Origin of the sequence: Hymenobacter psychrophilus, from assembly GCF_900107135.1 — a bacterium.
Classification (GTDB): domain Bacteria; phylum Bacteroidota; class Bacteroidia; order Cytophagales; family Hymenobacteraceae; genus Hymenobacter; species Hymenobacter psychrophilus.
This window is the reverse complement of the sequence record NZ_FNOV01000012.1, coordinates 92,071-115,620: the sequence shown is the minus strand read 5'-3', so window position 1 is coordinate 115,620 and position 23,550 is coordinate 92,071. Positions and strand designations below refer to the sequence as shown.

General features: G+C 60.5%; 20 protein-coding genes. 10 read left to right on the top strand and 10 right to left on the bottom strand.

The annotated features are described in order from the left end of the window. Nucleotides 1–63 precede the first annotated feature (63 nt). Nucleotides 64–1,191 (top strand): mannose-1-phosphate guanylyltransferase, encoded by a 1,128-nt coding sequence (locus BLW21_RS17215; protein WP_092742438.1) that lies wholly within the window; start codon nucleotides 64–66, stop codon nucleotides 1,189–1,191. 92 nt (nucleotides 1,192–1,283) lie between these two features. On the opposite strand, the gene BLW21_RS17210 is transcribed toward BLW21_RS17215, so the two are convergent. After that, a complete protein-coding gene (locus BLW21_RS17210; RefSeq protein WP_092742436.1) occupies nucleotides 1,284–2,516 on the bottom strand; it encodes an isocitrate dehydrogenase (NADP(+)) in 1,233 nt (410 codons plus the stop codon). A gap of 208 nt (nucleotides 2,517–2,724) precedes the next feature. Here BLW21_RS17210 and BLW21_RS17205 point away from each other — a divergent pair, with 208 nt between their 5' ends. Beyond that, entirely contained in the window at nucleotides 2,725–3,108 is a 384-nt protein-coding gene (locus BLW21_RS17205) for a hypothetical protein (RefSeq protein ID WP_092742433.1), read from the top strand. Nucleotides 3,109–3,216: 108 nt separating this feature from the next. Here the strand turns inward: BLW21_RS17205 and rlmB are convergent, their stop codons facing one another. The 5 genes from rlmB to BLW21_RS17180 all read right to left on the bottom strand — a co-directional run bounded on the left by rlmB (nucleotide 3,217) and on the right by BLW21_RS17180 (nucleotide 10,333). Further along, complete coding sequence (gene rlmB, locus BLW21_RS17200) at nucleotides 3,217–4,293, bottom strand: 23S rRNA (guanosine(2251)-2'-O)-methyltransferase RlmB (protein WP_317040244.1); 1,077 nt, start codon at nucleotides 4,291–4,293, stop codon at nucleotides 3,217–3,219. Next, complete coding sequence (locus BLW21_RS17195; protein ID WP_139255282.1) at nucleotides 4,257–5,471, bottom strand: GWxTD domain-containing protein; 1,215 nt, start codon at nucleotides 5,469–5,471, stop codon at nucleotides 4,257–4,259. The genes rlmB and BLW21_RS17195 overlap by 37 nt, the downstream gene beginning before the upstream one ends. 138 nt (nucleotides 5,472–5,609) lie before the next feature. Then, complete coding sequence (locus BLW21_RS17190) at nucleotides 5,610–8,609, bottom strand: glycosyltransferase family 117 protein (protein ID WP_092742428.1); 3,000 nt, start codon at nucleotides 8,607–8,609, stop codon at nucleotides 5,610–5,612. Between the two features lie 275 nt (nucleotides 8,610–8,884). Next, complete coding sequence (locus BLW21_RS17185) at nucleotides 8,885–9,292, bottom strand: T9SS type A sorting domain-containing protein (protein WP_092742404.1); 408 nt, start codon at nucleotides 9,290–9,292, stop codon at nucleotides 8,885–8,887. A 279-nt stretch (nucleotides 9,293–9,571) separates the two neighbouring features. Then, complete coding sequence (locus BLW21_RS17180) at nucleotides 9,572–10,333, bottom strand: biotin--[acetyl-CoA-carboxylase] ligase (protein ID WP_175471025.1); 762 nt, start codon at nucleotides 10,331–10,333, stop codon at nucleotides 9,572–9,574. Nucleotides 10,334–10,375: 42 nt separating this feature from the next. Here BLW21_RS17180 and rsfS point away from each other — a divergent pair, with 42 nt between their 5' ends. Both rsfS and ftsH read left to right on the top strand, forming a co-directional pair. Beyond that, nucleotides 10,376–10,768, top strand: coding sequence for a ribosome silencing factor (gene rsfS / locus BLW21_RS17175; protein WP_092742399.1), 393 nt, complete (start codon nucleotides 10,376–10,378; stop codon nucleotides 10,766–10,768). A gap of 163 nt (nucleotides 10,769–10,931) precedes the next feature. Next, on the top strand, nucleotides 10,932–13,067 hold the full coding sequence (gene ftsH, locus BLW21_RS17170) for an ATP-dependent zinc metalloprotease FtsH (RefSeq protein WP_092742396.1): 2,136 nt from the start codon (nucleotides 10,932–10,934) through the stop codon (nucleotides 13,065–13,067). A gap of 144 nt (nucleotides 13,068–13,211) precedes the next feature. On the opposite strand, the gene BLW21_RS21270 is transcribed toward ftsH, so the two are convergent. Beyond that, on the bottom strand, nucleotides 13,212–13,664 hold the full coding sequence (locus tag BLW21_RS21270; RefSeq protein WP_139255281.1) for a hypothetical protein: 453 nt from the start codon (nucleotides 13,662–13,664) through the stop codon (nucleotides 13,212–13,214). Nucleotides 13,665–13,777: 113 nt separating this feature from the next. Then, nucleotides 13,778–13,987 carry a hypothetical protein gene (locus BLW21_RS17165; protein WP_092742393.1) on the bottom strand — a complete coding sequence of 70 codons (210 nt, stop codon included), beginning with the start codon at nucleotides 13,985–13,987 and terminating at the stop codon, nucleotides 13,778–13,780. A gap of 302 nt (nucleotides 13,988–14,289) precedes the next feature. On the opposite strand from BLW21_RS17165, the gene BLW21_RS17160 reads away from it, so the two are divergent. The 4 genes from BLW21_RS17160 to BLW21_RS17145 all read left to right on the top strand — a co-directional run bounded on the left by BLW21_RS17160 (nucleotide 14,290) and on the right by BLW21_RS17145 (nucleotide 19,570). Next, nucleotides 14,290–14,958 carry a LutC/YkgG family protein gene (locus BLW21_RS17160; protein ID WP_092742390.1) on the top strand — a complete coding sequence of 223 codons (669 nt, stop codon included), beginning with the start codon at nucleotides 14,290–14,292 and terminating at the stop codon, nucleotides 14,956–14,958. Continuing rightward, entirely contained in the window at nucleotides 14,933–15,715 is a 783-nt protein-coding gene (locus tag BLW21_RS17155; protein WP_092742387.1) for a UDP-2,3-diacylglucosamine diphosphatase, read from the top strand. Before BLW21_RS17160 ends, BLW21_RS17155 begins: the two co-directional genes overlap by 26 nt. A gap of 118 nt (nucleotides 15,716–15,833) precedes the next feature. Next, nucleotides 15,834–16,745, top strand: coding sequence for a hypothetical protein (locus BLW21_RS17150; protein WP_092742367.1), 912 nt, complete (start codon nucleotides 15,834–15,836; stop codon nucleotides 16,743–16,745). A gap of 140 nt (nucleotides 16,746–16,885) precedes the next feature. Then, entirely contained in the window at nucleotides 16,886–19,570 is a 2,685-nt protein-coding gene (locus BLW21_RS17145; protein ID WP_092742364.1) for a S8 family serine peptidase, read from the top strand. Between the two features lie 257 nt (nucleotides 19,571–19,827). On the opposite strand, the gene BLW21_RS17140 is transcribed toward BLW21_RS17145, so the two are convergent. After that, nucleotides 19,828–20,637, bottom strand: coding sequence for a M57 family metalloprotease (locus BLW21_RS17140; protein ID WP_092742356.1), 810 nt, complete (start codon nucleotides 20,635–20,637; stop codon nucleotides 19,828–19,830). A gap of 379 nt (nucleotides 20,638–21,016) precedes the next feature. Here BLW21_RS17140 and BLW21_RS17135 point away from each other — a divergent pair, with 379 nt between their 5' ends. Together BLW21_RS17135 and BLW21_RS17130 are read left to right on the top strand one after the other, a co-directional pair. Beyond that, nucleotides 21,017–22,657 (top strand): PSP1 domain-containing protein, encoded by a 1,641-nt coding sequence (locus tag BLW21_RS17135; protein WP_317040243.1) that lies wholly within the window; start codon nucleotides 21,017–21,019, stop codon nucleotides 22,655–22,657. Between the two features lie 20 nt (nucleotides 22,658–22,677). Further along, complete coding sequence (locus tag BLW21_RS17130) at nucleotides 22,678–23,178, top strand: gliding motility lipoprotein GldH (RefSeq protein ID WP_245711945.1); 501 nt, start codon at nucleotides 22,678–22,680, stop codon at nucleotides 23,176–23,178. 163 nt (nucleotides 23,179–23,341) lie between these two features. On the opposite strand, the gene BLW21_RS17125 is transcribed toward BLW21_RS17130, so the two are convergent. Continuing rightward, entirely contained in the window at nucleotides 23,342–23,533 is a 192-nt protein-coding gene (locus tag BLW21_RS17125) for a cold-shock protein (protein ID WP_092742354.1), read from the bottom strand. Between the last annotated feature and the right edge of the window lie 17 nt (nucleotides 23,534–23,550).

Sequence of the window (23,550 nt, the reverse complement as noted above, 5' to 3'; positions counted from 1 at the left end):
CTCAACTATGTTATAACTTGCCCGCTACTACCGGGCTTCTTACCGGAAAACGAGCTTGACTACATGGACCAACATACCTATTTAGTGGTGATGGCCGGCGGCATTGGCAGCCGTTTCTGGCCCTTCAGTCGTACCCACCACCCCAAGCAGTTCCACGATGTACTGGGCCTGGGCCGCTCCATGCTGCAGCTCACCGTGGACCGCTTTGCAGGTATCTGCCCGCCCGAAAATATATTTGTGGTTACTAACCGCGACTATATCGAACTGGTGCAGCAGCACCTGCCCGAGTTGGCTGCCAACCAGATTCTGGGTGAGCCCATCGGCCGCAACACGGCTCCCTGCATCGCCTACGCCAGCTACCGCATCGCCCGCCTCGACCCCGAGGCCGTGATTGTGGTGACGCCCGCCGACCACGCCGTGATGCACGAAGAGAAGTTTCGCACGACCATCCGCACGGCGCTGGTTGGGGCCCGCAGCCACAATGTGCTCATCACGCTCGGCATTCAGCCCTCACGCCCCGATACGGGGTACGGCTACATTCAGTTTATTGATGACGAAGTACCGGCCCGGGATGTGCGCACGCTGCCGGGCCAGGAGGCCGGCTCCTTTCCCAAGGCACTGCGCCGGGTGAAAACCTTCACCGAAAAACCCAACGCCGAGCTGGCCCAGATGTTCGTCAGCAGTGGAGAGTTTCTCTGGAATTCGGGCCTTTTCGTGTGGCGGGCCGATGCCATCGTGCAGGCCTTCCACCAGTACCTGAGCGACATTGCTGAAGTCTTCGACGAGGGCAGTGCGCAACTCGGTACGCCAGCCGAGGAGGAGTTCATCACCCGCGCCTACAGCCTCTGCCGCAACATCAGCATCGATTACGGCGTGATGGAAAAGGCCGACAACGTGTACGTGCTGCCCGCCGACTTCGGCTGGAGCGACCTCGGCACCTGGGATTCGCTGCATCGCATGGGCCAGCACGACGCCGATGACAACGTAGTCGACGGCAACGCCCTGCTCTACGACACCCGCGAGTGCGTCATCAAAACCCCTCCCGAGCGCCTAGTGGTCGTGCAGGGCCTCGAAGGCTACATTGTGGCCGAGTACGACAACGTGCTGCTTATCTGCAAGCGTACTGAAGAACAGCGCGTTAAAGATTTCTTGGCCGATGTAAAATCGAAGAAAGGCACCGGTTATAATTGATTTTAGAACATAGTTGATAGGGCATAGAAAAGCCTGTTATCCAAGCAACGGATAACAGGCTTTTCTATGCCTTATCAACTGGTAACTATGCGCTATTTGGCCAGTTTTGCTTTCAAATTCTCGTCCAAAGCGGCCAGGAACTCTTCGGTGTAGAGGTAGTCGCGGCCGTGCTCCACTTTGTTGCCGTGGATGCAGACGGCCAGATCCTTGGTCATTTTGCCGCTTTCTACGGTTTCAATGCACACAGCTTCCAGGGTGTGGCAGAAATCAATCAGTTCCTGGTTGTTATCGAGCTTGCCGCGGAACTCCAGGCCGCGTGTCCAAGCGAAGATGCTGGCGATGGGGTTGGTGCTCGTGGGCTTGCCTTTTTGATGGTCGCGGTAATGGCGCGTTACGGTGCCGTGGGCGGCTTCGGCTTCCATCGTGTCGCCGTCGGGCGTTACCAGCACCGACGTCATCAAACCCAGCGAGCCGAAGCCCTGGGCCACCGTGTCGGACTGCACGTCGCCGTCGTAGTTTTTGCAGGCCCACACGAAGTTGCCGTGCCATTTCAGGGCCGAGGCCACCATGTCATCAATCAGCCGGTGCTCGTAGGTGATGCCGGCTTCCTGAAACTTGGCGGTATAATCCTGCTCGTAAATCTCCTGAAAGATGTCCTTGAAGCGGCCGTCGTACTTCTTGAGGATGGTATTTTTGGTGCTCAGGTACAGCGGCCAGCCTTTGCTCAGGGCCTGGTTGAAGCAGGCGTGGGCGAAGCCGCGGATGCTCTCGTCGGTGTTGTACATGGCCAACGCCACGCCGTCGCCCTTAAAGTTGTAGACCTCAAACGACTGCTCCTCGCCGCCGTCTTCGGGCGTGAAGGTCACGGTGAGCTTACCCTTGCCCTTGGTCACGAAATCGGTGGCCTTGTACTGGTCGCCGAACGCGTGGCGGCCGATGCAGATCGGGGCCGTCCAGTTGGGTACGAGTCGGGGCACGTTGCTCATTACAATCGGTTCGCGGAACACGGTGCCATCCAGAATATTGCGGATCGTGCCGTTCGGCGACTTCCACATCTGCTTGAGGCCGAACTCCACTACCCGCTCCTCGTCGGGCGTGATGGTAGCGCACTTGATGCCCACGCCATACTGCTTGATGGCGTTAGCGGCGTCGATGGTTACCTGGTCGTTGGTTTCGTCGCGGTACTCAATGCCCAAGTCGTAATACTTGATATCGAGCTCGAGGTACGGCGTAATCAACTTGTCCTTGATGAACTTCCAGATGATGCGCGTCATCTCGTCGCCGTCGAGCTCAACTACCGGATTGGCTACCTTAATTTTAGTCATGGGTTGGGGAAAGTGAAAGTGTACTGATGCGGCCTGCGCCGGCGGCAAGATAGTAAGCCCGCGCATGGCTGCCGCATCATAACCGGCTAAAGGCGGTGCAAGGTTTTGGCCGAGCTGCCTTCGGTTGCCAATTTGCCGGCTTTAAGCGTACTTTCAGTCCCCGCTGGGCTTGCCTGGCCTGCCCGCCGCTTCTCCTGATCCGCCCCGCATGCTTCCGCCCGATTCCACCCCGCCGCTACGCAAGCGCGACCACCTCGCCGACTCGGCCCTGGCCACTGCCCACCGCCTGCGGCCGCTGCTGGAACTGGTGGAGCACATCCGTCCGCACGTCGGCCACAACTCCGTGTTCAGCTCGCGCCGCGAGAAAATCCGCGAGCAGCTGGCCTTGGTGCAGGAGCAGTTGCGGGCCGAGCAGCCCCGGCATCAGGCGCTACGCGAGGCTTTCCGGCAGCTAAGCGAGTTCGTGCGCGAGGAAGCCCACGAAGTAAGCCGCGACGAGGTAAAGGAATCCGGCAAGCGCTTCGTGGCCGCCACGCTCAAAAACGCCCCCCAGCTACTGGCCGCTGCCAAACAAGCGGGGCTGCTGTCGTGAAGGGGATTAAAAAAGGCAGTCATCCTGAGCGCAGCGAAGGACCTATAGAGAATAGCTTTTCTATAGGTCCTTCGCTGCGCTCAGGATGACTGCCTTTTTTAATCTTCTTTACTCCTTAACTGCCCCCAGCCGCTGGCGGAGCACCTCGTACAGCATAATGCCGCTGGCCACCGACACGTTCAGGGAGCTAATCTGGCCGGCCATCGGGATGCGGAGCTTGTGGTCGGCGAGGCGCAGGTACTCGGGGCTGATGCCGTCTTCCTCGGAGCCCATCAGAATGGCTAGCGGGCCGGTCAAATCCACCGTTTCTGCTTCCAGGCTGGCGTCCGACTTCTCGGTACAGGCCACCACCTGCACGCCCGATTCGCGCAGGAACGTGAGGGTTTGCTTGAGGTTGTGCTCGCGGCAGACCGGAATCAGGTTGAGGGCGCCGGCCGAAGTTTTGAGCGCGTCGCCGTTGATCTGGGCCGCGCCGTGGCTGGGCACCACAATGGCGTGCACGCCCAAGCACTCGGCGTTCCGGGCAATCGAGCCAAAGTTACGCACGTCGGTAATCCGGTCGAGTACCAGCAGCAAGGGCGTTTTACCCTCCTCATACAGCCCGGCCAGAATGTTGTCCAGCGGCATGTAGTCGATGGGCGATACGAAAGCTACCGCGCCCTGGTGGTTCTTGCGGGTGATGTTGTCGAGCTTCTCCACCGGCACCATCGACACGGGCACGTTGGCCTCGCGGGCCAGGGCGTTGATGTCCTGGGTCATGGAGTTCTTGGTGGCGCGCAGCAGGAATATCTTGTCCAGCGTGCGGCCCGCACTCAGTGCCTCCAGAATCGGGCGTAACCCGAAAATCATGTCAATGCTGCGGTCCTGGGCCGGGCGGTGGGGGTAGCGGGGCTTGTCGGAGGAAGTGGAGGAAGACGGCCGGCGGCCCTCTTCGCGGTTGCTACCCTCCCGGTAGCTGCCTTCGTCGCGGCGACCTTCAGGACGCTCCTCGTCGCGGCGGCGCGGCTCACCGAACTGCTCGTCGGTGCGGCCGTCATCGGCGCGGCTGCGCTCGAAGCGGGGGGCTTCGTCGCGCCCCTGGTCCTCGCGCGGGTTGCGGCGGTTAGGCACGGGGCGGTTCTGCGAGTCGAAATATTGGCGGCGTTCAGTTAGCGGCCGGGCTGGGCGGTTCGTCCTTTTCTCCATTGCTCCACGGCGGCATACCAGAGATATTCATGCTCAGGACGGCGCACCAGTTCATAGTTGTCAGCCGCAAAGGTACTGGGTTTGGCGCGGAAGATAAACGTGCCCACCTGCGACTGGCCGCCACGGTACACCCACCGCTCCTCGTTGCCGTTGCGATATACGGTTTCGGGAGGCCCCAGCACCACGTACAGCATGCCGCGGTCGGTAAGCCAACCGGCTTTGTGAGCCGTAAAAAATTGGTTGGCCGTTATCACCCGGCCATAAAACATGCGAATCAGCTGGCGCGCCTGGTCCTGGTCGTCGTTGGCTACGCCGAGCCAGAAATAGTCAACCGCCTTTTTGGGGTCGGGGGCATCAAACAGCTTCTGCCGCTCCTGCGAAGTCGAAACGTAAATCAGCGGGGCAATCAGTTCGTCGGCCGAGGTGAGCTTGGGAAACTGATTTTCTTCTACCAGCAGCCCCAGTTGCGGCCCCCGGTTGCCCAGGCGCAGCAGGTACAGGCCCACGGGCAACCGCAACAGCTGGTCGGCGTTGAAGCGGGCCGAATCCTGAAGCCCCAGCGTGCGCGGCTGCTGGCCCAGAATGTTGGTAGACGCCATAGGTGGCGCCGCGGCCAGCGAGCTTAGCGGGTAGCGGTACACATTCAGGGTTTGGCCGGGGGCGTAGGCTGCCACGCCAAACACCTCCCGGGCCCGCACGTAGCGGCGCATCAGCGGCTGGCTCATTGAGTCGAGCAACACAAAGCTGCGGTTGAGGTTCTCCGGCGTCAGGCGCAGCCAGGCCGCGTCGCCGCTCAGTGCATCCTCGGCCGGCCCGATGGCCATGCTCAGGGCCTGCGTCCCTGCTAAGCGGCTCAGTGGCAGCGCAAAGTTGAGCAGGGCCGCGTCGCCGCTGGGTAGCTGCTGGCGGGTTGTCCGGCGCACAGTATCCTGCCAGCTGGGTTTGCGGGCATTGAAATCGGCCCAACCCATCACGTGCAGCGGAAACCCACGCCGCAGCGCATTCCGGTTTGGAAACCGCAGGTACACGCGCAGGCTGTCGCCCTCGCGGCGGGTATCCACTTCAATAGTAAGCCCTGGCCGGTACTGGCTGGCAAAGTCGCGGCGCGGGGCGGCCTGCAACGGCCCCGCAATAAGCAAAGTCAACAGCAGCAGTAGAAGGGAGGTCAGGTTTTTCATAAGCAGGATAAAATGGTAGCAGTTGACAATTTGCTTCTCTTTATATGAACGCAGCTGCAAGCTAATAGCTGTCAGCTAACAGCTAAAAAAAAGCCGGCCCCGTTCCCGGAGCCGGCTTCACCGCTCAAAAACCGTGCACTACTGGCGCGGAGTATAGTATTGCTGCAAGAGTCGAATGGCCCGCTCGGCCCGTTTTTGGTCGCCAATTTCCTCGGCGGCGCGCCCGATGCTGTTGAGCGTCATCAGGTAGGTGTTGAATTCCTGATCGAACAGGGCCTGGTTGTGGGTGCTGTAGTAAGCCAGGCCCCGCTCGGCGCGGTTGGTCATGGTATCCATAATTTCGTTGGCCCGCTGCTGCTCGCCCACCGCTATCAGCGCCGGAATGAACTGGGGTACATAATAATCGTAGGGAATGGCTTTATCGGGCATTACCTCGAACATTTTATTGAGCACCTGCCTGGCCCGCACTTTATCGCCCTGAATCAGCAGCGCGTCGGCTAAGCGCGAGAATTTGTCGCGGTAGTTGGCCGGGAAGCGCAGGTTGTTTTCGTCGTAGAAAATGCCGGGGTTGTCGAGGCCACGGTAAGCGAAGGTCTTCATCAGCTTCTCGTACATCAGGCCCGTTTCCACATAGCCCTCGTTGGCAGAGCCGTTTTTGGGGTCGTAGTTGGGGTCGCGGGCCGGCAGAATGCGGTAGGCCATGCCCTCCAGCTGGAAGTAGGGCTGCAGGCCCATAAAGTCGCGCGAGTCGACGGTACTCGAGAAGTATACCGGCCGCTTCCAGTTGTTGGTAGCCAGAATGTCCAGAATAACGAGACTTTTCTTCTCGATGGCACTCTTGCCCACGTTCCATTCCATCTGCGGTACCAGCTGCTTGCGCCGGTCGGCCGGCAAGAGGCCCGATTTGGCCACGGCCGCCGTATCGATGGGCAGGTAGAAGTTGCGTGAGGGAAAGGAAAGCAGGTTTTTGCCGTCGCCGTAGCTCACCTGCAGCAGGGGGCTATTAGCTGCCACGAGCTGCATAAACTGGCGGACATCCACGGCCGGCACGGCCGGGTTTTCGGCGTAGGGCAGGTAGTCGTTGGTGCCCTGCTTGTAGTCCTTGTTTTCCATCGAAATCGGCAGCGGCTCCGATTTATAGGAGCGGCGCTTCATCTGGTCGATGTACCAGTCGGTGTTCAGGTAGCTGAGTACGGCCACGCGCACATCGGTGCGGATGCCCTCCACCTCCTGGGCGTACCAAAGCGGGAAGGTGTCGTTGTCGCCGTTGGTGAACAGAATGGCGTTCGGGGCGCAGGAGTTCAGCAGGTTCTTGGCCGAATCGACCGACAGGTAACGGTCAGAGCGGTCGTGGTCGTCCCAGCCCTGGGTCACCATAATGCCCGGTACTACCAGGCCGGCCAGCGTCACCACGCCGGCGCGGGTGGTATCGGCCTTAAGCACGGATTGGAGCAGCTCGGCCAGGGCCAGCACACCCAGGCCAATCCAGATGGCGAAAGCAAAGGTGGCTCCCGCAAAGGTGTAGTCCCGCTCGCGGGGCTCGATGGGGGGCTGATTAAGGTAGAGCACGATGGCCAGGCCCGTGAACAGGAACAGCAGGCCCACGATAAAGGCGTTGCGGCCGTCGCGGCGGATGTGGAAAAACAGGCCCAACAGGCCCAGAATCAGCGGCAGGGCGAAGAAAGCGTTGCGGGCCGGGCTGTCGGCTACCCGGGCCGGCAGGCCATTGCCATCGGCGCTGCCCCACAGAATGCCCGACTGCTGCAGGTCGCCCTCGCGGCCCACGTAGTTCCACATAAAGTAGCGCCAGAACATGTGGCCCATCTGGTAGCGGAACAGGAAGGCCAGGTTCTGACCCATCGTCGGCTTCACGTCCTTCTGAATGCCGTCTACCCACTTCTGGTAGTTGTATACGTGCAGCGGATCGGGGCTGTAAATGCGCGGGAGCAGCATTTTATCCTCGGCGCGGTATTCCAGCACCGGGCGGTATTCGGCCACCACGTACTTGTCGCCCTGGCGCACGTAGCGCGGGGCGCCCTCGGTTTGGGCCGTCGGCTGGGCGTTGAGTTGGGGGCCGTAGAGCAGCGGCCGGTCGCCGTACTGCTCGCGCTTGAGGTAGCTCACAAACGAGAGCACGTCCTCGGGGTTGTTTTCGTTGATGGTGGGGTGGTAGGAGCTGCGGATGGGCACAATCAGGTAGCTCGAATAGCCGATCAGAATGAACACGAAGCCCAACATTACGGTGTTCAGCAGCCGGTTGCGGCGCTGGAACGACTGCCGGAATCCGAACCAGATCAGGCCCACGAACAGCAGTAGGAAAATTACAATGCCCCAGTTGAAGGGCAGGCCCACGGTGTTTACGAAGAACACCTCGAAGGCGCCCGCCAGCGTGGGCAGGCCCGGAATAATGCCGGCCAGAATCAAACCCACAATCACGCTGCTGATGGCCAGTGTGGCCACCCCGCCCCACATAGTAGGGTTCTGGGTGCGGCGGTAGTAATAAATGAAGCCCAGCGCCGGAATGGCCAGCAGGTTCAGCAAGTGAACCCCGATGCTCAAGCCGATAACGTAGGCAATGAGCACCAGCCAGCGGTCCGAATCAGACTCGTCGGCGCGGTTTTCCCACTTCAGCATCAGCCACACCACCGCCGCCGTACACAGCGACGACATGGCGTACACCTCGGCCTCTTCGGCATTGAACCAGAACGAGTCGGAGAAGGCGTAGGCCAGTGCACCTACGGCACCCGCCCCCATGATCAGCAACGTCTGCCCAAGCGTGGGCTCGAGTGCCCGGTCGTCGTGCGTGCCGGGGCGATGCATAACGAGCTTCTTGGCCAGCATGGTGATGATCCAGAATAGAAACAGCACCGTGAAGGAGGAACTAAGCGCCGACAGCGCGTTCACCAGTATCGACACCTTAGTTACGTCGCCGAAGCTGAGCATGGAAAACAGCCGGCCCAGCAGCAGGAAGGTGGGCGCGCCGGGTGGGTGGGGCACCAGCAGCTTGTAGGAGCAGGCAATGAACTCGCCGCAGTCCCAGAACGAAGCCGTGGGCTCCAGGGTCATCAGGAAAACGACGGTGGCCAGGGCAAATACCAGCCAGCCCACGAGGTTATTCAGGCTTTTGTAACTCCGCATATAGGTAGTGAGAGAGGGCCGCCGCTTGCACAAGGGCGGGGAAATCGGGAAAGCAGGTCAGCGAAAGTTCAAAAGTAGCCAATAAGTACCGAGCCGCATTCCCAAATCAACCAACGCCCGCACCAACTTCAACCAACTCCCGAAATCACCCCTTCGCAACCCCCAAACTCAACCCGCCCAAAAGCACAAAGCCCCCGCCGGTAGGGGCGAGGGCTCGGGTTAATTACGGATAGCCGTTGGCTTTTCGTTTGAGCATAAGCGGACAGCCTTGAAAATTAGTTCTGGAGTACCAGCCGCTTGGTCGAAACCACCTTTTCGTTCTGCAGCAGGCTGTAGAAGTACATGCCGGAGGGCAGGTCAGCCAGATTCAGGGCCATGCCACGGTCGGCGGCTTCGGGGCGTAGGGCCACGGTACGCACCTCGCGGCCGATAATGTTACTCAGGCGCAGCCGGTATTCGGTGCCAACCGCGAACTGACTCATTGAGAGCGTAACGAGGCCGTGAGCCGGATTAGGAGCCAGCGAAAAGGTTGGGGTCAGCATGCGGGCTGCCAGCGTAGGCACCCCGGCGGCCGGGTTCTGGCTTTTGGCCAGAGCGGGCGGCGCATAACTAGCAGCGGCCAGCAACGGCAATTGCCACAGAATCAGCAGCAGGAAAGTGAAAAACCGAGGAGTAAATTTCATGACATTCAGCGGAGCGTAGGGATGGAGCCGGACAATAAGACCCGGATAAAAGCTGTTTCAAGCAGCCAGAGCGGCAATTTGCAACTACCGTGCCCACCCGGTTGGCGGCTGGTAGTCAGGGTGCAGATACAGCTTGGAAGCCATTGGTTGCCCGTGGTTTAACGCCCCGGGCTTCAAGGTACGTAAATAGTTGGTTTATAGACTGCTGTCTGCGTAAAAAAAATAATTACTTTGGAACCTGCGCCAGAGCCGCAGGTAGTAGTAGTGTTTCATGCTAAACTACAGATACCGGATTTGCTTTAAGTCAAAATGGCGCATCTGCCCGCCGGTTTCCAGTGCCAGCCGGCCAGCTGCATCCACGCCTACGATGCGTCCGCGCAGCCGTTGGCCATCGGCTTCGTAGTCGTGTTCCTCCTCAAAACGGTACAGCACTGCCAAATAGTCGGTGCGTAGCTCGCGTATCCGGCCGGCGCGCAGCTGCAGGTACCGACGCTCTAAACTTTCGAGCAGGCGCTCGGCCAGCGTCAGCAGCGAGTACGTTCTACCCGTGAGCCGGCTCAGGGAGGTAGCAGTAGTTACCCCAAAATGCTGCTGATTAACGTTGAGGCCAATTCCGACGATGCTGTGCTGAATTTTTGGGCCGCTAAGCGTATTCTCAATGAGAATTCCGCCCAGCTTCTGTGAGCCATAATACAGGTCGTTGGGCCACTTTACCCGGAGCGCGGGCGTGGGGCCCAGCAGGGCACCTAGCCAGTCGTGCACGGCCAGGGCCACGGCCTGGCTGAGCAGGAACTGGTCGGCGGCGGGCAGAAAGGTTGGTTTCCAGACCACCGATAGCGTCAGGTTTTCACCGGGTGCGGCCTCCCACTGGTTGCCCCGCTGGCCCCGGCCGGCGGTCTGTTTGTCGGTAATCACGCAGCAGCCATCCGTGGCCCGGTTTTGGCCTGCTAGTAGTTGCGCTTCCGAGTTTGTGGAGCCGCATTCGGGCAGCCAGACAAGCTGTTGGCCCGTGAAGAGCGTTTGGGGGGAAGGTGCCGCCATCTGTTTTTCGTACTTTGTGCTAGTCAAACCTACCAAGACCCTATGAAAAGTACCTCAGTTCGACAGGATTCGGACAAGTTGGCAGAAGTTGTCGTTAGCGGCATGCAGGAGAAAAAGGCGTCCGATATCGTGGTGCTCAACCTCAAAGAACTTAAGAATGCCGTAGCCGATTACTTTGTTATCTGCTCGGCCTCTTCTGATACGCAGATCGAGGCCATTGCCCGCTCGGTGGAAGAAGAAGTGGAAAAGCTCACCGGCCAGAACCCCTGGCAGACGGAAGGCCGCACCAACCGCGAGTGGGTATTGCTCGACTACGTCGATGTAGTGGTGCACGTATTCCTGCGCGACCGGCGCAAGTTCTACGCGCTCGAGGAGCTGTGGGGCGACGCCGACATTACCCATGTGGAGGAAGAAGCCTCCGCCACGGCAAACTAAATGGCGGGTTGCAGTGTCATTAGGCTGGTAACGAATACGCGGTACTAAATAGGGAGATGACGTTCTATTGGTCTGCTTCTGCAGGCAGAACATCATCTCCCTACTTACAACCAGCTATTTGCTGCCGACCCCCAACCTGTACTCCATATTTACTTAGCAATTCATGTCTGATACGACGCCCAAAAAGAAAAAATCTCCCCTGCCCAACCCGGCCCCCAAGCCCGGTATGCAGTTGTGGGTCCTCTCAGGGTTGGTGGCGCTCATCCTCGGGATGGTCTATTTTTCCGGCGGCAGCCGGCTGGTAGAAATTAAGCAGCGCGATTTTGAGCAGATGCTTACGGCCGGCGACGTGTCGGAGGTATCGCTCGTCAACGACCGGGAAGTGCAGGTAAGCCTCAAGAAGGAGGCCCTGCAGAAGCCTGAGTATAGCAGACGCCTGAACACCCAGCGTAGCCCTCTGGCGCTGCCAGGGGCGGGCGTATCGGCCAACGGCCCGCAGTTTGCGTTCCGCGTGGTCGAAGGCAAAGTGTTTAAGGAAGACCTCGACAAGCTACAGGCGACGCTGCCCACCGACCGGCAGGTTGGCCTGAAGGTATCGGAGGAGCGGGGCTTTGGCGATTTCCTCGGCACCTGGGGGTTCATGATCCTGCTTTTCGTGGGCTTCTGGTTCCTGATGCGCCGCATGAGCGGAGCCGGCGGACCCGGTGGTCAGATTTTCAACATCGGCAAGAGCCGTGCTGCCCTGTTTGAGGGTGGCGACAAGGTGAAAATCACGTTCAAGGACGTGGCTGGTCTCGAAGAAGCCAAGGAGGAAGTAGAAGAGATTGTAGAGTTCCTCAAAAACCCTTCGAAGTTCACCGTGTTAGGCGGCAAAATTCCGAAAGGGGCGTTGCTGATTGGCCCTCCCGGTACCGGCAAAACATTGCTGGCCAAAGCCGTAGCCGGCGAAGCCGATGTGCCGTTCTTCTCGCTGTCGGGCTCCGATTTCGTAGAAATGTTCGTGGGCGTGGGTGCAGCCCGGGTGCGCGACCTGTTCAAACAGGCCAAGCTTAAGGCGCCCTGCATCATCTTCATTGATGAGATTGATGCTATTGGCCGCAGCCGCAGCCGCGGCAACACGCCCGGTGGCAACGATGAGCGCGAAAACACGCTCAACTCGCTGCTGGTAGAAATGGATGGCTTCGGTACCGATTCCGGCGTCATCATTCTGGCCGCTACCAACCGTCCCGACACGCTCGACGCGGCCCTGCTGCGTCCCGGCCGCTTCGACCGTCAGATCAGCATCGACAAGCCCGACATTAACGGGCGCACCCAGATTTTCAATGTTCACCTCAAGCCCCTAACGCTGGGCCCCGATGTGGACGACCGGAAGCTGGCGGCCATGACGCCTGGTTTTGCCGGCGCCGAAATTGCCAACGTCTGCAACGAAGCCGCCCTCATTGCCGCCCGCCGCGACAAGAAGATGGTGACCATGCAGGACTTCACCGATGCAGTTGACCGTGTGATTGGAGGCTTGGAGAAGAAAAATAAGATTATCAGCCCCGGTGAGAAGCGCATTGTGGCCTACCACGAGGCCGGCCACGCCGTAGCCGGCTGGTTTTTGGAGCACGCCGACCCGTTGGTAAAGGTGAGCATTGTGCCCCGCGGCGTGGCCGCACTAGGCTACGCGCAGTACCTGCCCCGCGAGCAGTTCCTTTATAACACTGAGCAGCTCATGGACGAAATGTGCATGACGCTGGGTGGCCGGGCTGCCGAGGAACTGGTATTCGGTAAGATTTCGACCGGTGCGTTGAGTGATCTGGAGCGCATTACGAAAGTGGCCTACAGCATCGTAACCATGTATGGCATGAACGAAAAGCTGGGCAACGTTTCGTTCTACGACTCGAAGAGCCAGAGTGATTACGGTTTCACCAAGCCCTACTCGGAGGCTACTTCGCAGATGATTGACGAGGAGGTTCGCACCATCATTGCCCAGGCTTATGTCCGGACCAAAGAGTTGCTGACCGAACGCCGCCACGAGTTGGAGGTAATTGCCAAGGAATTGCTGGAAAAGGAAGTGCTACTCCAGGACGACCTGCAACGCCTGGTGGGCCCGCGCCCCTACGACACCCAGACCAGCTACCAGGCCCACATGGCCGGTACCGACCGCTCGGAAACCCTAAGCGAGCGGAAGCAGGAACACCCACTGCCCTTGGATAACGACTTGCCCGATCTGAATCTGCCTGGCATAGACCAAGGCAACGAGGGGACCGGTAGTTCGCCCATGGAGCCCAGCGGCCCGGTTGTTACACCGATGTAGCGCTTGGCGCAATGCACTAACAGTTAATGAGCACAAAAAAAGAGCCCACCGTACGGTGGGCTCTTTTTTTGTGCTCATTAACTGTTAGTGCATCAGCTTTAGCTGGATCCTTTAACCCAAGGCAATAGTTGCTATTGAGCGAGGTTAAGGAATAGTTATTTCGCGGAAAACAATGGTATCGGTAGAGGCCGCGTTTAGGGATATTGCCCCAGCAGTTGGCCAGCTCACCGAAACAGATTGGTCGCCCGTAGGCTTGACCGGTAAGGATAGGTAAACCCAGCGTGTGGTCCCGCTTTTCTGGTTAGGCAATACTACCTCTTTGGCTATTTTCCCTCCTTGTGTATCGGTCCATCGGACTATGTCCCGCAACTCGGTGCCGTTACCTTCCCGCGCATCACTGGCAGATTTGGCTACTCCAAATCGGGCGATAATTTGTGGCGAATTCATGTAGCCTTTCATCCCTAATTGGAAAGGAACATTCTGGGGAACATAGACAGTTGACAGGTCCGGCTCTGGAGCGTTATCGGTGCAACTCGTCAATGTCAGGCCTGTTGTAGTGGCTAATAGGGCCCACGATAGCAAATGGGAGATTTTCATTGGTAAGAGTTTGATGAAGAACAGTAAAGATAACCAGGCAACTCCTGACGAATGAAAAAAGGCAGCAGTGTTTTATAAAGTACGGCAAAATACGTTGCCGGCAGTTTGCAAGCTTATCTATCGCTGCCATTAGCGCGTTCCTGCAAAAACTGCTGGAATGCGCTTAGTTTAGATGTTTTCTCGAAACCCTGACGGGCCAGGGCGGCCCGCACGCTGGGCAGCAGGTCCTGGAGCCAGTCATGGAAGTCGGCTTCGGTGGCCGGAAGATGATGGGGGGCCGGCGCAGTCGGTTGATGGTGGCTGACGGCGGGCACGTATTGCATGGCAGGGGTAAAGGTGGCTATGTGGGTGAATGCTGATGTTGGAAATACCAAAAGGGTGCCACTATGCCGTTGGGTCCGCTACTGTTCAGCTAAGTGCCCAGGCCTCATCTGCACTAATAGGTCCTGCTATTGCTACAGGCGGTAAGTGGGTAATTAAGCCGCGCCCGAATTTTATAAGATTCTATCTGTTTCGACAAGTGGAAAAAGTACTTATTCCCATAACGGGATGGTGGGAGAGCCTTACTCCCGCGGCGGGAAAAACCGGTTTTTCCCGCCAACCGAAACCCGCTTACCTTTGCTGCATGGCCGAAAGCTCCCGTGACTTTGTTCTAAGCCGTATTCGTGAGGCCCTGCGCGTGCCCGGCCCGGCCGCTGCGCCCCGGCCCGATTTTTCGGCCTCGTTGCACCCGCGCCCCGCTGCCGATGGCGACGACTTGGCAGTGGCCTTCGCCCAAAGTTTCGTGCGGGTGGGTGGCACGTTTTACTACTGCGAGTCGGTAGGGCACTTTTACGACCAGCTTTTCCTGTATAAGAAAGAGCAGCAATTGGAGCACCTATATGTGTGGGAGCCCGAACTGAAAAAGCTACTGCACGCCGGCGACTTGGTTTTTCAGGGTGATGAGGACGGTTTCCGAGAGCACGCCGACGCGAGCCTGACGAGTTGTGAGGCGCTGGTGGCCCGCACCGGCAGCATTCTGGTGTCGGGCGCTACCACCAGCGGGCGGCGACTGAGCATCTACCCCGACCAGCACCTGGTGCTGGCGCGCACCTCGCAGGTGGTGGCCGATATTGGCGACGCGCTGCAACTGATGCAGCAGAAATATGGCCCCGGCAAGCTGCCATCGATGATTTCCTTAACGTCAGGGCCAAGCCGTACGGCCGATATCGAAAAAACACTGGTGCTCGGGGCGCATGGCCCGCGCCGCCTCGCACTGTTTCTCCTGGATGACGCGCCCGCCCCAACTGCCTGATCTGGCCCTACCGCCCGGCCGCCGGGTGTACTTTGCCTCCGATTTCCACCTCGGCGCCCCCGACGCGGCTAGCTCGCGCGAGCGGGAGCGGCGCATCGTGCGCTGGCTCGACGAGGTGGCCCAGGATGCGGCCGCCATCTACCTGCTAGGCGACATTTTCGACTTCTGGTTTGAGTACCGCCACGCCATTCCCCGGGGCTTTACGCGCCTACAGGGCAAGCTGGCCGAACTGACCGACGCGGGCCTGCCGGTTACCTTCTTTACCGGCAACCACGATATGTGGATGTTCGACTACTTTACCAAGGAGCTGAATATCCTGGTGCTGCGCCACCCCGTCAGCCAGCGCATCGGCGGGCACCAGTTCCACATCGGCCACGGCGACGGGCTGGGGCCGGGCGACCACACCTACAAGCTGCTGAAACGGGTGTTTGCCTCGCCGGTGGCCCAGTGGCTGTTTGCGCGGCTGCATCCCAATTTCGGCATCGGGCTGGCCAACCGCTGGAGCCGCCACAGCCGCCTGCAAAACGGCCCGTCCGACGACCATTTCCTGGGCGACGACGAGTGGCTGCTGACGTACTGCCGCGAGGTGCAGCAGCAGTTTCCGCACGAGTACTATGTTTTCGGCCACCGCCACCTGCCCCTCGATGTGGAAGTGGCCCCCGGCAGCCGCTACGTCAACCTTGGCGAATGGGTCAATTATTGCACCTATGGCGTGTATGATGGCGAGCAACTGGCCTTATTGAGCTATGAGAAGTGAGAAGGTAGAGCTGAAAGGTGAGAAGTTGCTTTGTCATCTTGAGCGCAGCGAAGGACCTGTGCAGAAGCTAATCAGCCTTGTAAGCTGCCTGGTGCCCAAGGTCTTCGCTTCGTTCAGGATGACAGATGGGTTCTCCCGCTTCTTTCTTGTCTCGCTGCTCACTTCTCAGCTCTCACTTCTCGCCAGCGCCCAAACCACCGCGCCGCCGGCCGGCTCGGTGGCACCTGCGGCCCAGGCTGCCCCCGTGGTGCAGGTGCCGCCCGATACGGCTGGCCCAGCCCGCGGCTGGCAGCTGGTGCGTACGCTGATACTGCCCCAGCCGGGGGCAGCCTCGCTCGACCGGCGCGGTAATTTTTATGTAACCGACCGCCAGAACAACCTGCGCCAGTTTGGGCCCGACGGGCAGCCGCTGAACGTGTACGCCCCGCCACTGCCCGGCCATGTAATGCAGGTAGAAGCCTGGAATACGGCCAAAATTTTGGTTTTCTATGATGACCGCCAACAGGTGCTGCTGCTCGACCGGTTCCTGTCGCCCATCAGCGAGCTGCCGCTGCCCCAGCTGCTCGATGGGCAGGCCCGCGTGGTCACGCTGGCTCCCGACGACCGCTACTGGCTGTTCAACGAATCAGACCTGACGCTACGGCAGTTCGATGCTACGCAGAAGCGGTTTACCATCACCACGCCGCTTGATATTCTGATCGGCCGCTCCCGGCCCGACTTCCGGTTTCTGCGCGAGTATCAGAACAACCTGTACCTGGTAGATAGGGTGGGGGGCGTGTACGTATTCGACAACCTGGGCAATTTTCGCAAAAAACTGCCGCTGCCGGGCCTGAGCTACGTGGGCTTCCGGGGCGACGAGCTGTACTACCTGGGCCGGGCCGGTGAGTTGCGCTTTTTTCACTTGTACAACCTTACCGAGCGCGCCCTGCCGCTGCCGCTGGCCGACGTGCAGCAGGTGCTGCTGAGCGACCAGTACGCCTACCTGCTGACGGCGGCCGGCGTGCGGGTGTACAAAATACCGGGTAAATAGCTGCCCAGTGGGGAAGTGACTTGTGCAAGGTGGGTGGTTGTGGTCTGAAAGTAACTGCTTTGCACGAGTTTAAGCGGCTGGTGTTACCATAGGGTGGCTGATAGCTGAGGGGCAGAAACCGACGGTATTTCTGGTTATATTTGAAAGCTGCCCCTGCTCTGCCCTACCACAACCACTTCGCCTGTATGCCTACTGCTCCGCTCTACCGCGCCGGACGCTTTTTGCTGTTTGCGCTGTTGAGCGCGCCTTTTACCGGCCGGTTATGGGCCCAGGCGCCAGCCCGGCCTGCACCGCCGGCCACTCGGCTGGCCCCCAACCTGCGGCAAGCCGGCCCTAGCCCAAGCCTGTTGCGGGTAAGCGTAACCGACGAGGCCGCGTTCCGGCAATGGCTGGGCAACACCCGTCCTGACGCAGTGACCGAAGCGGAGCCGCGCCAACCCGGCCTGCTGCGGGTGCGTGGCCTCGACGCAGCTGCCCTGACCGAGTGCCCGCTGGTGAAATTCGTACAGGCTGCCGACCGACGGGCCCGGCCCGAACGGGAGCTGGGTGGGCTTGATTTCGGGGTGAACAAGATAACGACCGTGCACGCCCGCTACCCCACGCTCACGGGCCAGGGCCTTACGGTTTCGGTAAAAGAAAGCCCGCTGGACATAGCCGACCTCGACTTTAAGGGCCGGCTTCTGGAGCCCGACCCCCTGGCTTCGCTGCTCAACTCGCATTCTACCATCATGGCCACCATCATTGCGGGGGGGGGCAATACCTCGCCCGATGGCCGCGGCGTGGCCTGGCGCGCGCGCATCGCGCAATCGAGCTATGACAACCTGCTGCCCGACGACGGCGCGCTGCTCGCGGCCCGGGGCGTATCGGTACAAAACCACTCCTACGGGGTGGATGTGGAGAATTTCTACGGCCTCGAAGCCCGTGCCTACGACCAGCAGGCCCGTCAGTACCCCACGCTGCTGCACGTATTTTCGAGCGGCAACTCGGGGCAGCTGCCGGCACCGGCCGGTCCGTATGCCGGGCTCGACAGCTTGGCTAATCTCACCGGCGAGTTTAAAAATGCCAAAAATAGCTTTAGCGTGGGCGTTACCGATGCCTTTGGGCTGGTGAATCCGCGCAGTTCCCGCGGCCCGGCCGTCGATGGCCGCGTCAAGCCCGAACTGGTGGCGTACGGGGCCGGCGGCTCTTCCGATGCGGCGGCCTTGGTGTCGGGCATCAGCTTGCTGGTACAGCAGGCCCATCAGCAGCGGCGCGGCACTCTGCCCACCGCCGCGCTGGTGCGGGCTGCGCTACTCAACTCGGCCGATGATGTGGGCCGGCCTCAGGTAGATTTCGTGGCCGGCTACGGCCAGGCCGATGCGCTGGGGGCCGTGCAGACCGTGTTAGACAACCGGTTCGTGGAAGGCACGGCTACCACGGGCCAGGAGCGCGTGTTTCCGGTTACGGTGCCCGCCGGCGTACACCGCCTCAAAATCACGCTGACCTGGACCGACCCTGAAGCTGCCGCCGGCACTGCCGCGGCCCTTGTCAACGACCTCGACCTGACGCTGCGTCGGACTACTACCAACCAGCAGTGGCTGCCCTGGACGCTGAGCGCCTACCCGCACCGCGACTCGCTGAGGCTGCCCGCCCGCCGCCGCCCCAACCACCGCGACAATGCCGAGCAGATTACCGTCGATGTGCCCGCCGCCGGTACCTACGAGTTGCGGGTACGCGGCTTCGCCGTACCCCAGGGCCCCCAGGCATTCAGCGTGGCCTACGAGTTCGAAACGGGGCTTAGCTGGGTGGCGCCCACTAAAGCGCGGGGCCTGGATGCCGCCTCGGCCAGCCAGCTGCTGCGCTGGCAGTGGGCCGGGCCGGCAACATCGGCCCGGCTCGAATACAAGCCGGTGGGCCAGCCGGCCTGGACAGTGCTGAGCGCCAGCGTGAATCTGGCCGATAAGCTGTTTCGCTGGACAACGCCCGATGCCATCCGGCCCGGCCAACTACGGCTGGTAGCCGGAGCTACTACGGCCTTATCCGACACGTTTTTTGTGGCCCGGCCGTTGGCGCTGAACGTAGCCTATAGCTGCCCCGAAGAGGCGCTGCTGACCTGGCGACCGGTGCCGGGTGCCACGCAATACCAGGTCTACGCCCTCGGGGCTACCCATCTGGAGCCCCTGCACCGCCTCACCGATACTACGCTGCTGCTGACCACAGCCGAAATAAAAGCCCGCTACTTCGCCGTGGCGCCGGTGCTAAGCGGCCGCGTGGGGCCCCGCGGAGCTACCGAAGACGTGCTGCAGGAAGACCACGGCTGCTACGTGCGCTCTTTCACCCCACGCTTACTGGTCACCGATTCAGTCCGCTTTGATCTGACGCTGGGTTCGTTGTACCGGCTGCAGGCCGTAGCACTGGAGCGGCGGCAGCCCGACGGTAGCTTCCTCGAAATACTAAGCCTGAACCCCGTGCCCGGTCTGGCGCTGCAACTGGCCGACCCGACCGCTCCCGCCGGTTACTCGCAATACCGCGCCCGGCTCATGCTCAGCAGTGGGGCCGCCGTATTCAGCCAGCCCGAGCGGGTTTTCCGCGTCAGCGAAGCGCCGGCGGTGCTGGTGTACCCCGTACCGCTGGTAGCAGGCGAGCCGCTCCGGATTGTGCTGCCCCCCAACGAGGCGGCCGATGTGCGCCTATTCGATCTGACGGGCCGGTTGCTACGGGCCGAAGTAGCCGAAATAGGCGTTATCAAGCGCATTGCGACCAACACGCTGCGCCCCGGCACTTACCTGCTGCGCATCCGCCTGCACTCCGGCCCCGAAATTACCCGCCGCTTCACGGTGCTGTAGCATTTTTGGGGCTAGAAGCAGCTAACTGTTTCGAAGCACGCCGTAGGGGTGGGGCTTGTCCCCGCCCGCCGTTAGCGCCGCTTCAACGATTTCGTCCAACGGCGCGGATGGCGAGCGGGGGCAAGCCCCGCCCTACGGCGTTTCTGCGTCCCCGTTCTTCACCGCTTGGATCATCCCAAACAAAAACCGCCCCGGCTCAAACGAGTCGGGGCGGTGTAAAGTAGTCAGCTAATAGCTAACAGCTAACAGCTAACAGCTTAGTACACGTAGTTGAGAGCCGTTTGGTCGTTGGCATTGAAGGGGCGGTCGGCCGTAGAGCCGATGCAGGCCAGCATCCACGAGTTTGGGTCGGCGCCGGAGGGCGTGCCGGGAATGAGGATAGCCCCGATGGAGCTGGCGCCTTCGTTGGAGGCCGCCCCGCCGCAGCTATAGGCGCGGTTGAAGTAGTCGGTGTGGCGGAAACCGATACAGTGGCCCATCTCGTGGGCCATGATGGTAGCCACGTTGTTGATAGAGCGGGCCCCGATTACGCTCGGTGCCAGCTGGAAGCCGGGAGCGGGGTTACCATTGGAAGGGAAACCACCCGAGCGGCCGAGTACGCCCGGGCCCAGATCGGCCGAATACGTAATGGGCAGGTCGGCTGAGCCCGAGGTGATCCGGCGCATCGTAATGCGCAGACCCATTGCGTTGTAGCGGCGGATGGCTTCGTCGGCCGCCTGCACGTAGCCGTTCGGAAACTGGCTCGACACGCTCACCGTCAGCACCCGCGGCAGGCGGCTTACCAGGTTGGTGGTCCGGTACTGCTCGTCTTGGCCCACGCGCAGCAAATTCTGCTCGGGCTTGCTGGCCAGCATTTCGTTGGTGAGCAGAATGTCACCTTCCACTACTACCCCGCCATCTACCTTCTGGGCTCCGGTAGCTGTAAAACCAAGTGCTTTTACTTGGTTGATAGTCGTCTCCGATACCTCGTTCTTGACAGTTACATTGTCTTTTTCCTGGCACGACGAGAGGCTGAGCCCGGTGGCGGCCAACAGCGCCAGGGAAGCGAGTAAGTTGTTTTTCTTCATGGTGTTTGGTTGTAAGGGGTAGGATGGTAGAACAATGCGACAAACGTAGGCTTTTATTGATGATATTTCAATATACCATCGGTTTGATTGTCAAAATTATATACATTGGACTATGCCGATACATATTGTACAAAACGCCATAATCACCCTGGCAAATAGAATTAAAGGGGTTTATGTAGATTGGGTGAAGCGAAAAAAAAGTTCGATACTTTCCTTCCCAATGGCTGCTGCACTATCAATAGCAACTCCTGCGGGAGCCATAAGGGGTGCGCAAGGCCGAGTTAAGCTGCCCCGGCTATTTGGCTATCTTTGTCGATAACCCATTTCGTGCCGTTGGCTTAAATCTGCCTCGGACTGTACTATATATAAACCCCAAGCCGTGGCTTGTTCCTCTTGTTCTTCCGGCGGCGGCGGTTGCTCTACTAATTCTACTACTTCGGGCTGCGGCTCGAAGGGTAGCTGTAGCAGCGGCTGCACCCGCCTCAATGTATTCGACTGGCTCCAGGATCTGGACATGCCCAGCGACTTTAAAGAGTTCGATATTGTGGAAGTCCGCTTTAAAGGCGGCCGCAAAGACTTTTTCCGCAACCAGAGCCGCCTGCCCCTCATCACCGGCGACGCCGTGGTGGTGGAGGCCGCCGGCAGTGGCTGGCATCTGGGCCACGTGTCGCTGAAAGGTGAACTGGTGCGCCTGCAGATGAAAAAGAAAAAGGTGCCCCTCGACTCCAAGGACATCCGCCCCATTCTGCGGGTGGCCACCGACGACGATGCCGAGCGCTGGCAGGCCGTGCGCGACCTCGAAACGGGCACCATGTTCCGTGCCCGCGCCGTGGTCGAGGAGCTGCGCCTGCGCATGAAGCTCTCCGACGTGGAGTACCAGGCCGACCGCACCCGCGCCACGTTCTTCTATTCGGCCGATGACCGGGTGGACTTCCGCGACCTGATCCGGCGGCTGGCCGACGAGTTTCGGGTGCGGGTGGAGATGCGCCAGATTTCGCTGCGCCACGAGGCCGGCCGCCTCGGCGGCATCGGCAGCTGCGGCCGCGAGCTGTGCTGCTCCACCTGGCTTTCCGATTTCAAGAGCGTGAGCACCACCGCCGCCCGCTACCAGAACCTGAGCCTGAATCCGGCCAAGCTTTCGGGGCAGTGCGGCCGCCTCAAGTGCTGCCTCAACTACGAGCTCGATACCTACCTCGACGCCCTCAAGGACATTCCGCAGGTGCAGCGCCCGCTGCTCACGGCCAAAGGCGAGTACACGCTGCAGAAAACCGACATCTTCCGCCGCAAAATGTGGTTTGCCGTGCGCGGCGACAATAATTGGGTGGTGCTGCCGGTGGAGCGCGTGCGCGAGGTGCTGGAAATGAACAAGCGCGGCGAACAGCCCGATACCCTGCTCGTGCCGATGCGCGAAGAGGAGCGCGCCCCCGAGGTAACAGCCATTGTGGAAGGCTCGCTAGAACGCCTGGACGATAAAATATCGTCTTCGGCTTCCAAGCGGCCCAAACGCGGCAAAAAGCGGCCCTCCGACGAAGCGCCGGCCGCCACGGCCGCCCGCCCGCCGCGAGCCGCCCGCCCCGCCGAGCGCCCATCCCGTCCCGCCGCATCCGACGACTTGACCCCGGACGCTGCTCCGGCCAGCGGCCCCGGCCCGGCCGAAGGTGCCGCCGCGGCCGAGGAGCGCGCCCGGCCCCGCGGGGCCGCCGCTAAACCCCTGAACCGCCGCTCCGGCCGTGGCCGTGGCAACGAGGGCCGCAGTGGCGAAGGCCGCGGCGAAAACCGCCGCGGTGCGGGCCGCCCGGCCCCCGAAGGCGGCATTCCCGATGCCTCCCGGCCCGCCCGTGAAGGCGGGCGCCCACCCCGCAATGCTGGCTCTGAGGGTACCTCTGAGGGCGGCCGGCCCGAGGGTGGCGAAGGCCGCTCGGCCGAACGCCGGGGCCGCTCAGGCAGCCGCCGCACCGGCCGTTCGGCGGGCCGCGGGGGCAGCACCGACGGCGGTACTCCACCCTCTGCTGATTCCTGATGTTTAGCTTTTCTGACCCTATGCACTCTTTCCTGCGCGGATTTGTGGTTTTGGCCAGCGGGCTGCTGCTGACTGCCTGCGACCCGGCCGAGGTCTATGAAAAAAACCTCGACCTGACTTCACCGGCCGGCGACCCCTACGTGTGGGCCGTGCAGAACAAGCCCACGTTCGAGTTCGAAATCACCGACCCGGCCCCGCTCTACGACGTGTTTCTCAACGTCCGCAACACGGCCGACTACAGCTATTACAACCTCTACGCCCGCATGACGCTAACGGGCCCCGATGGCCGGGTTATCTCGCGCAAGCTGCACGATATGAACCTGATGGACCCTAAAACCGGCGAGCCCCTGGGCAACGGTAGCGGCGACATTTTCGACCACCGTATTCTGGCCCTGCCCAGCCAGGAGTTCAGCCAAACCGGCACTTACCGCATTCAGCTGGAACAGTACATGCGCCAGGACCAACTGCCCGGCATTATGGCCGTGGGCGTGCGCGTAGCCCGCCATGAAGCCGGGAAGTGATTAGTTGATTGCTAGCTACTCGTTGGTGGATAGCCTGCCAGCCGCGTACGCAGAGGCCCTTATTTCGCTCACATGCACAGCCGCAACAGCGGTGTATGTCAGCGAAATAAGGGCCTCTGCGTTGCGTACGCCGGATGATGAATTGCGTTTTTTAGCTAACAGCTCATATCCGCTCTACTTTCACGGCGTTTTGCCCTTTGCGGCCGTCAACGACCTCAAAGCTGACACGGTCGTTTTCGCGGATTTCGTGGACGAGGCCGGTCTGGTGAACGAAAATCTCCTGGTTATTCTCATCCTGCACGATGAAGCCGAAGCCCTTGGCTTCATTGAAAAATTTTACTGTTCCGGTTTTCATAAAGGTGGTAATTGGTT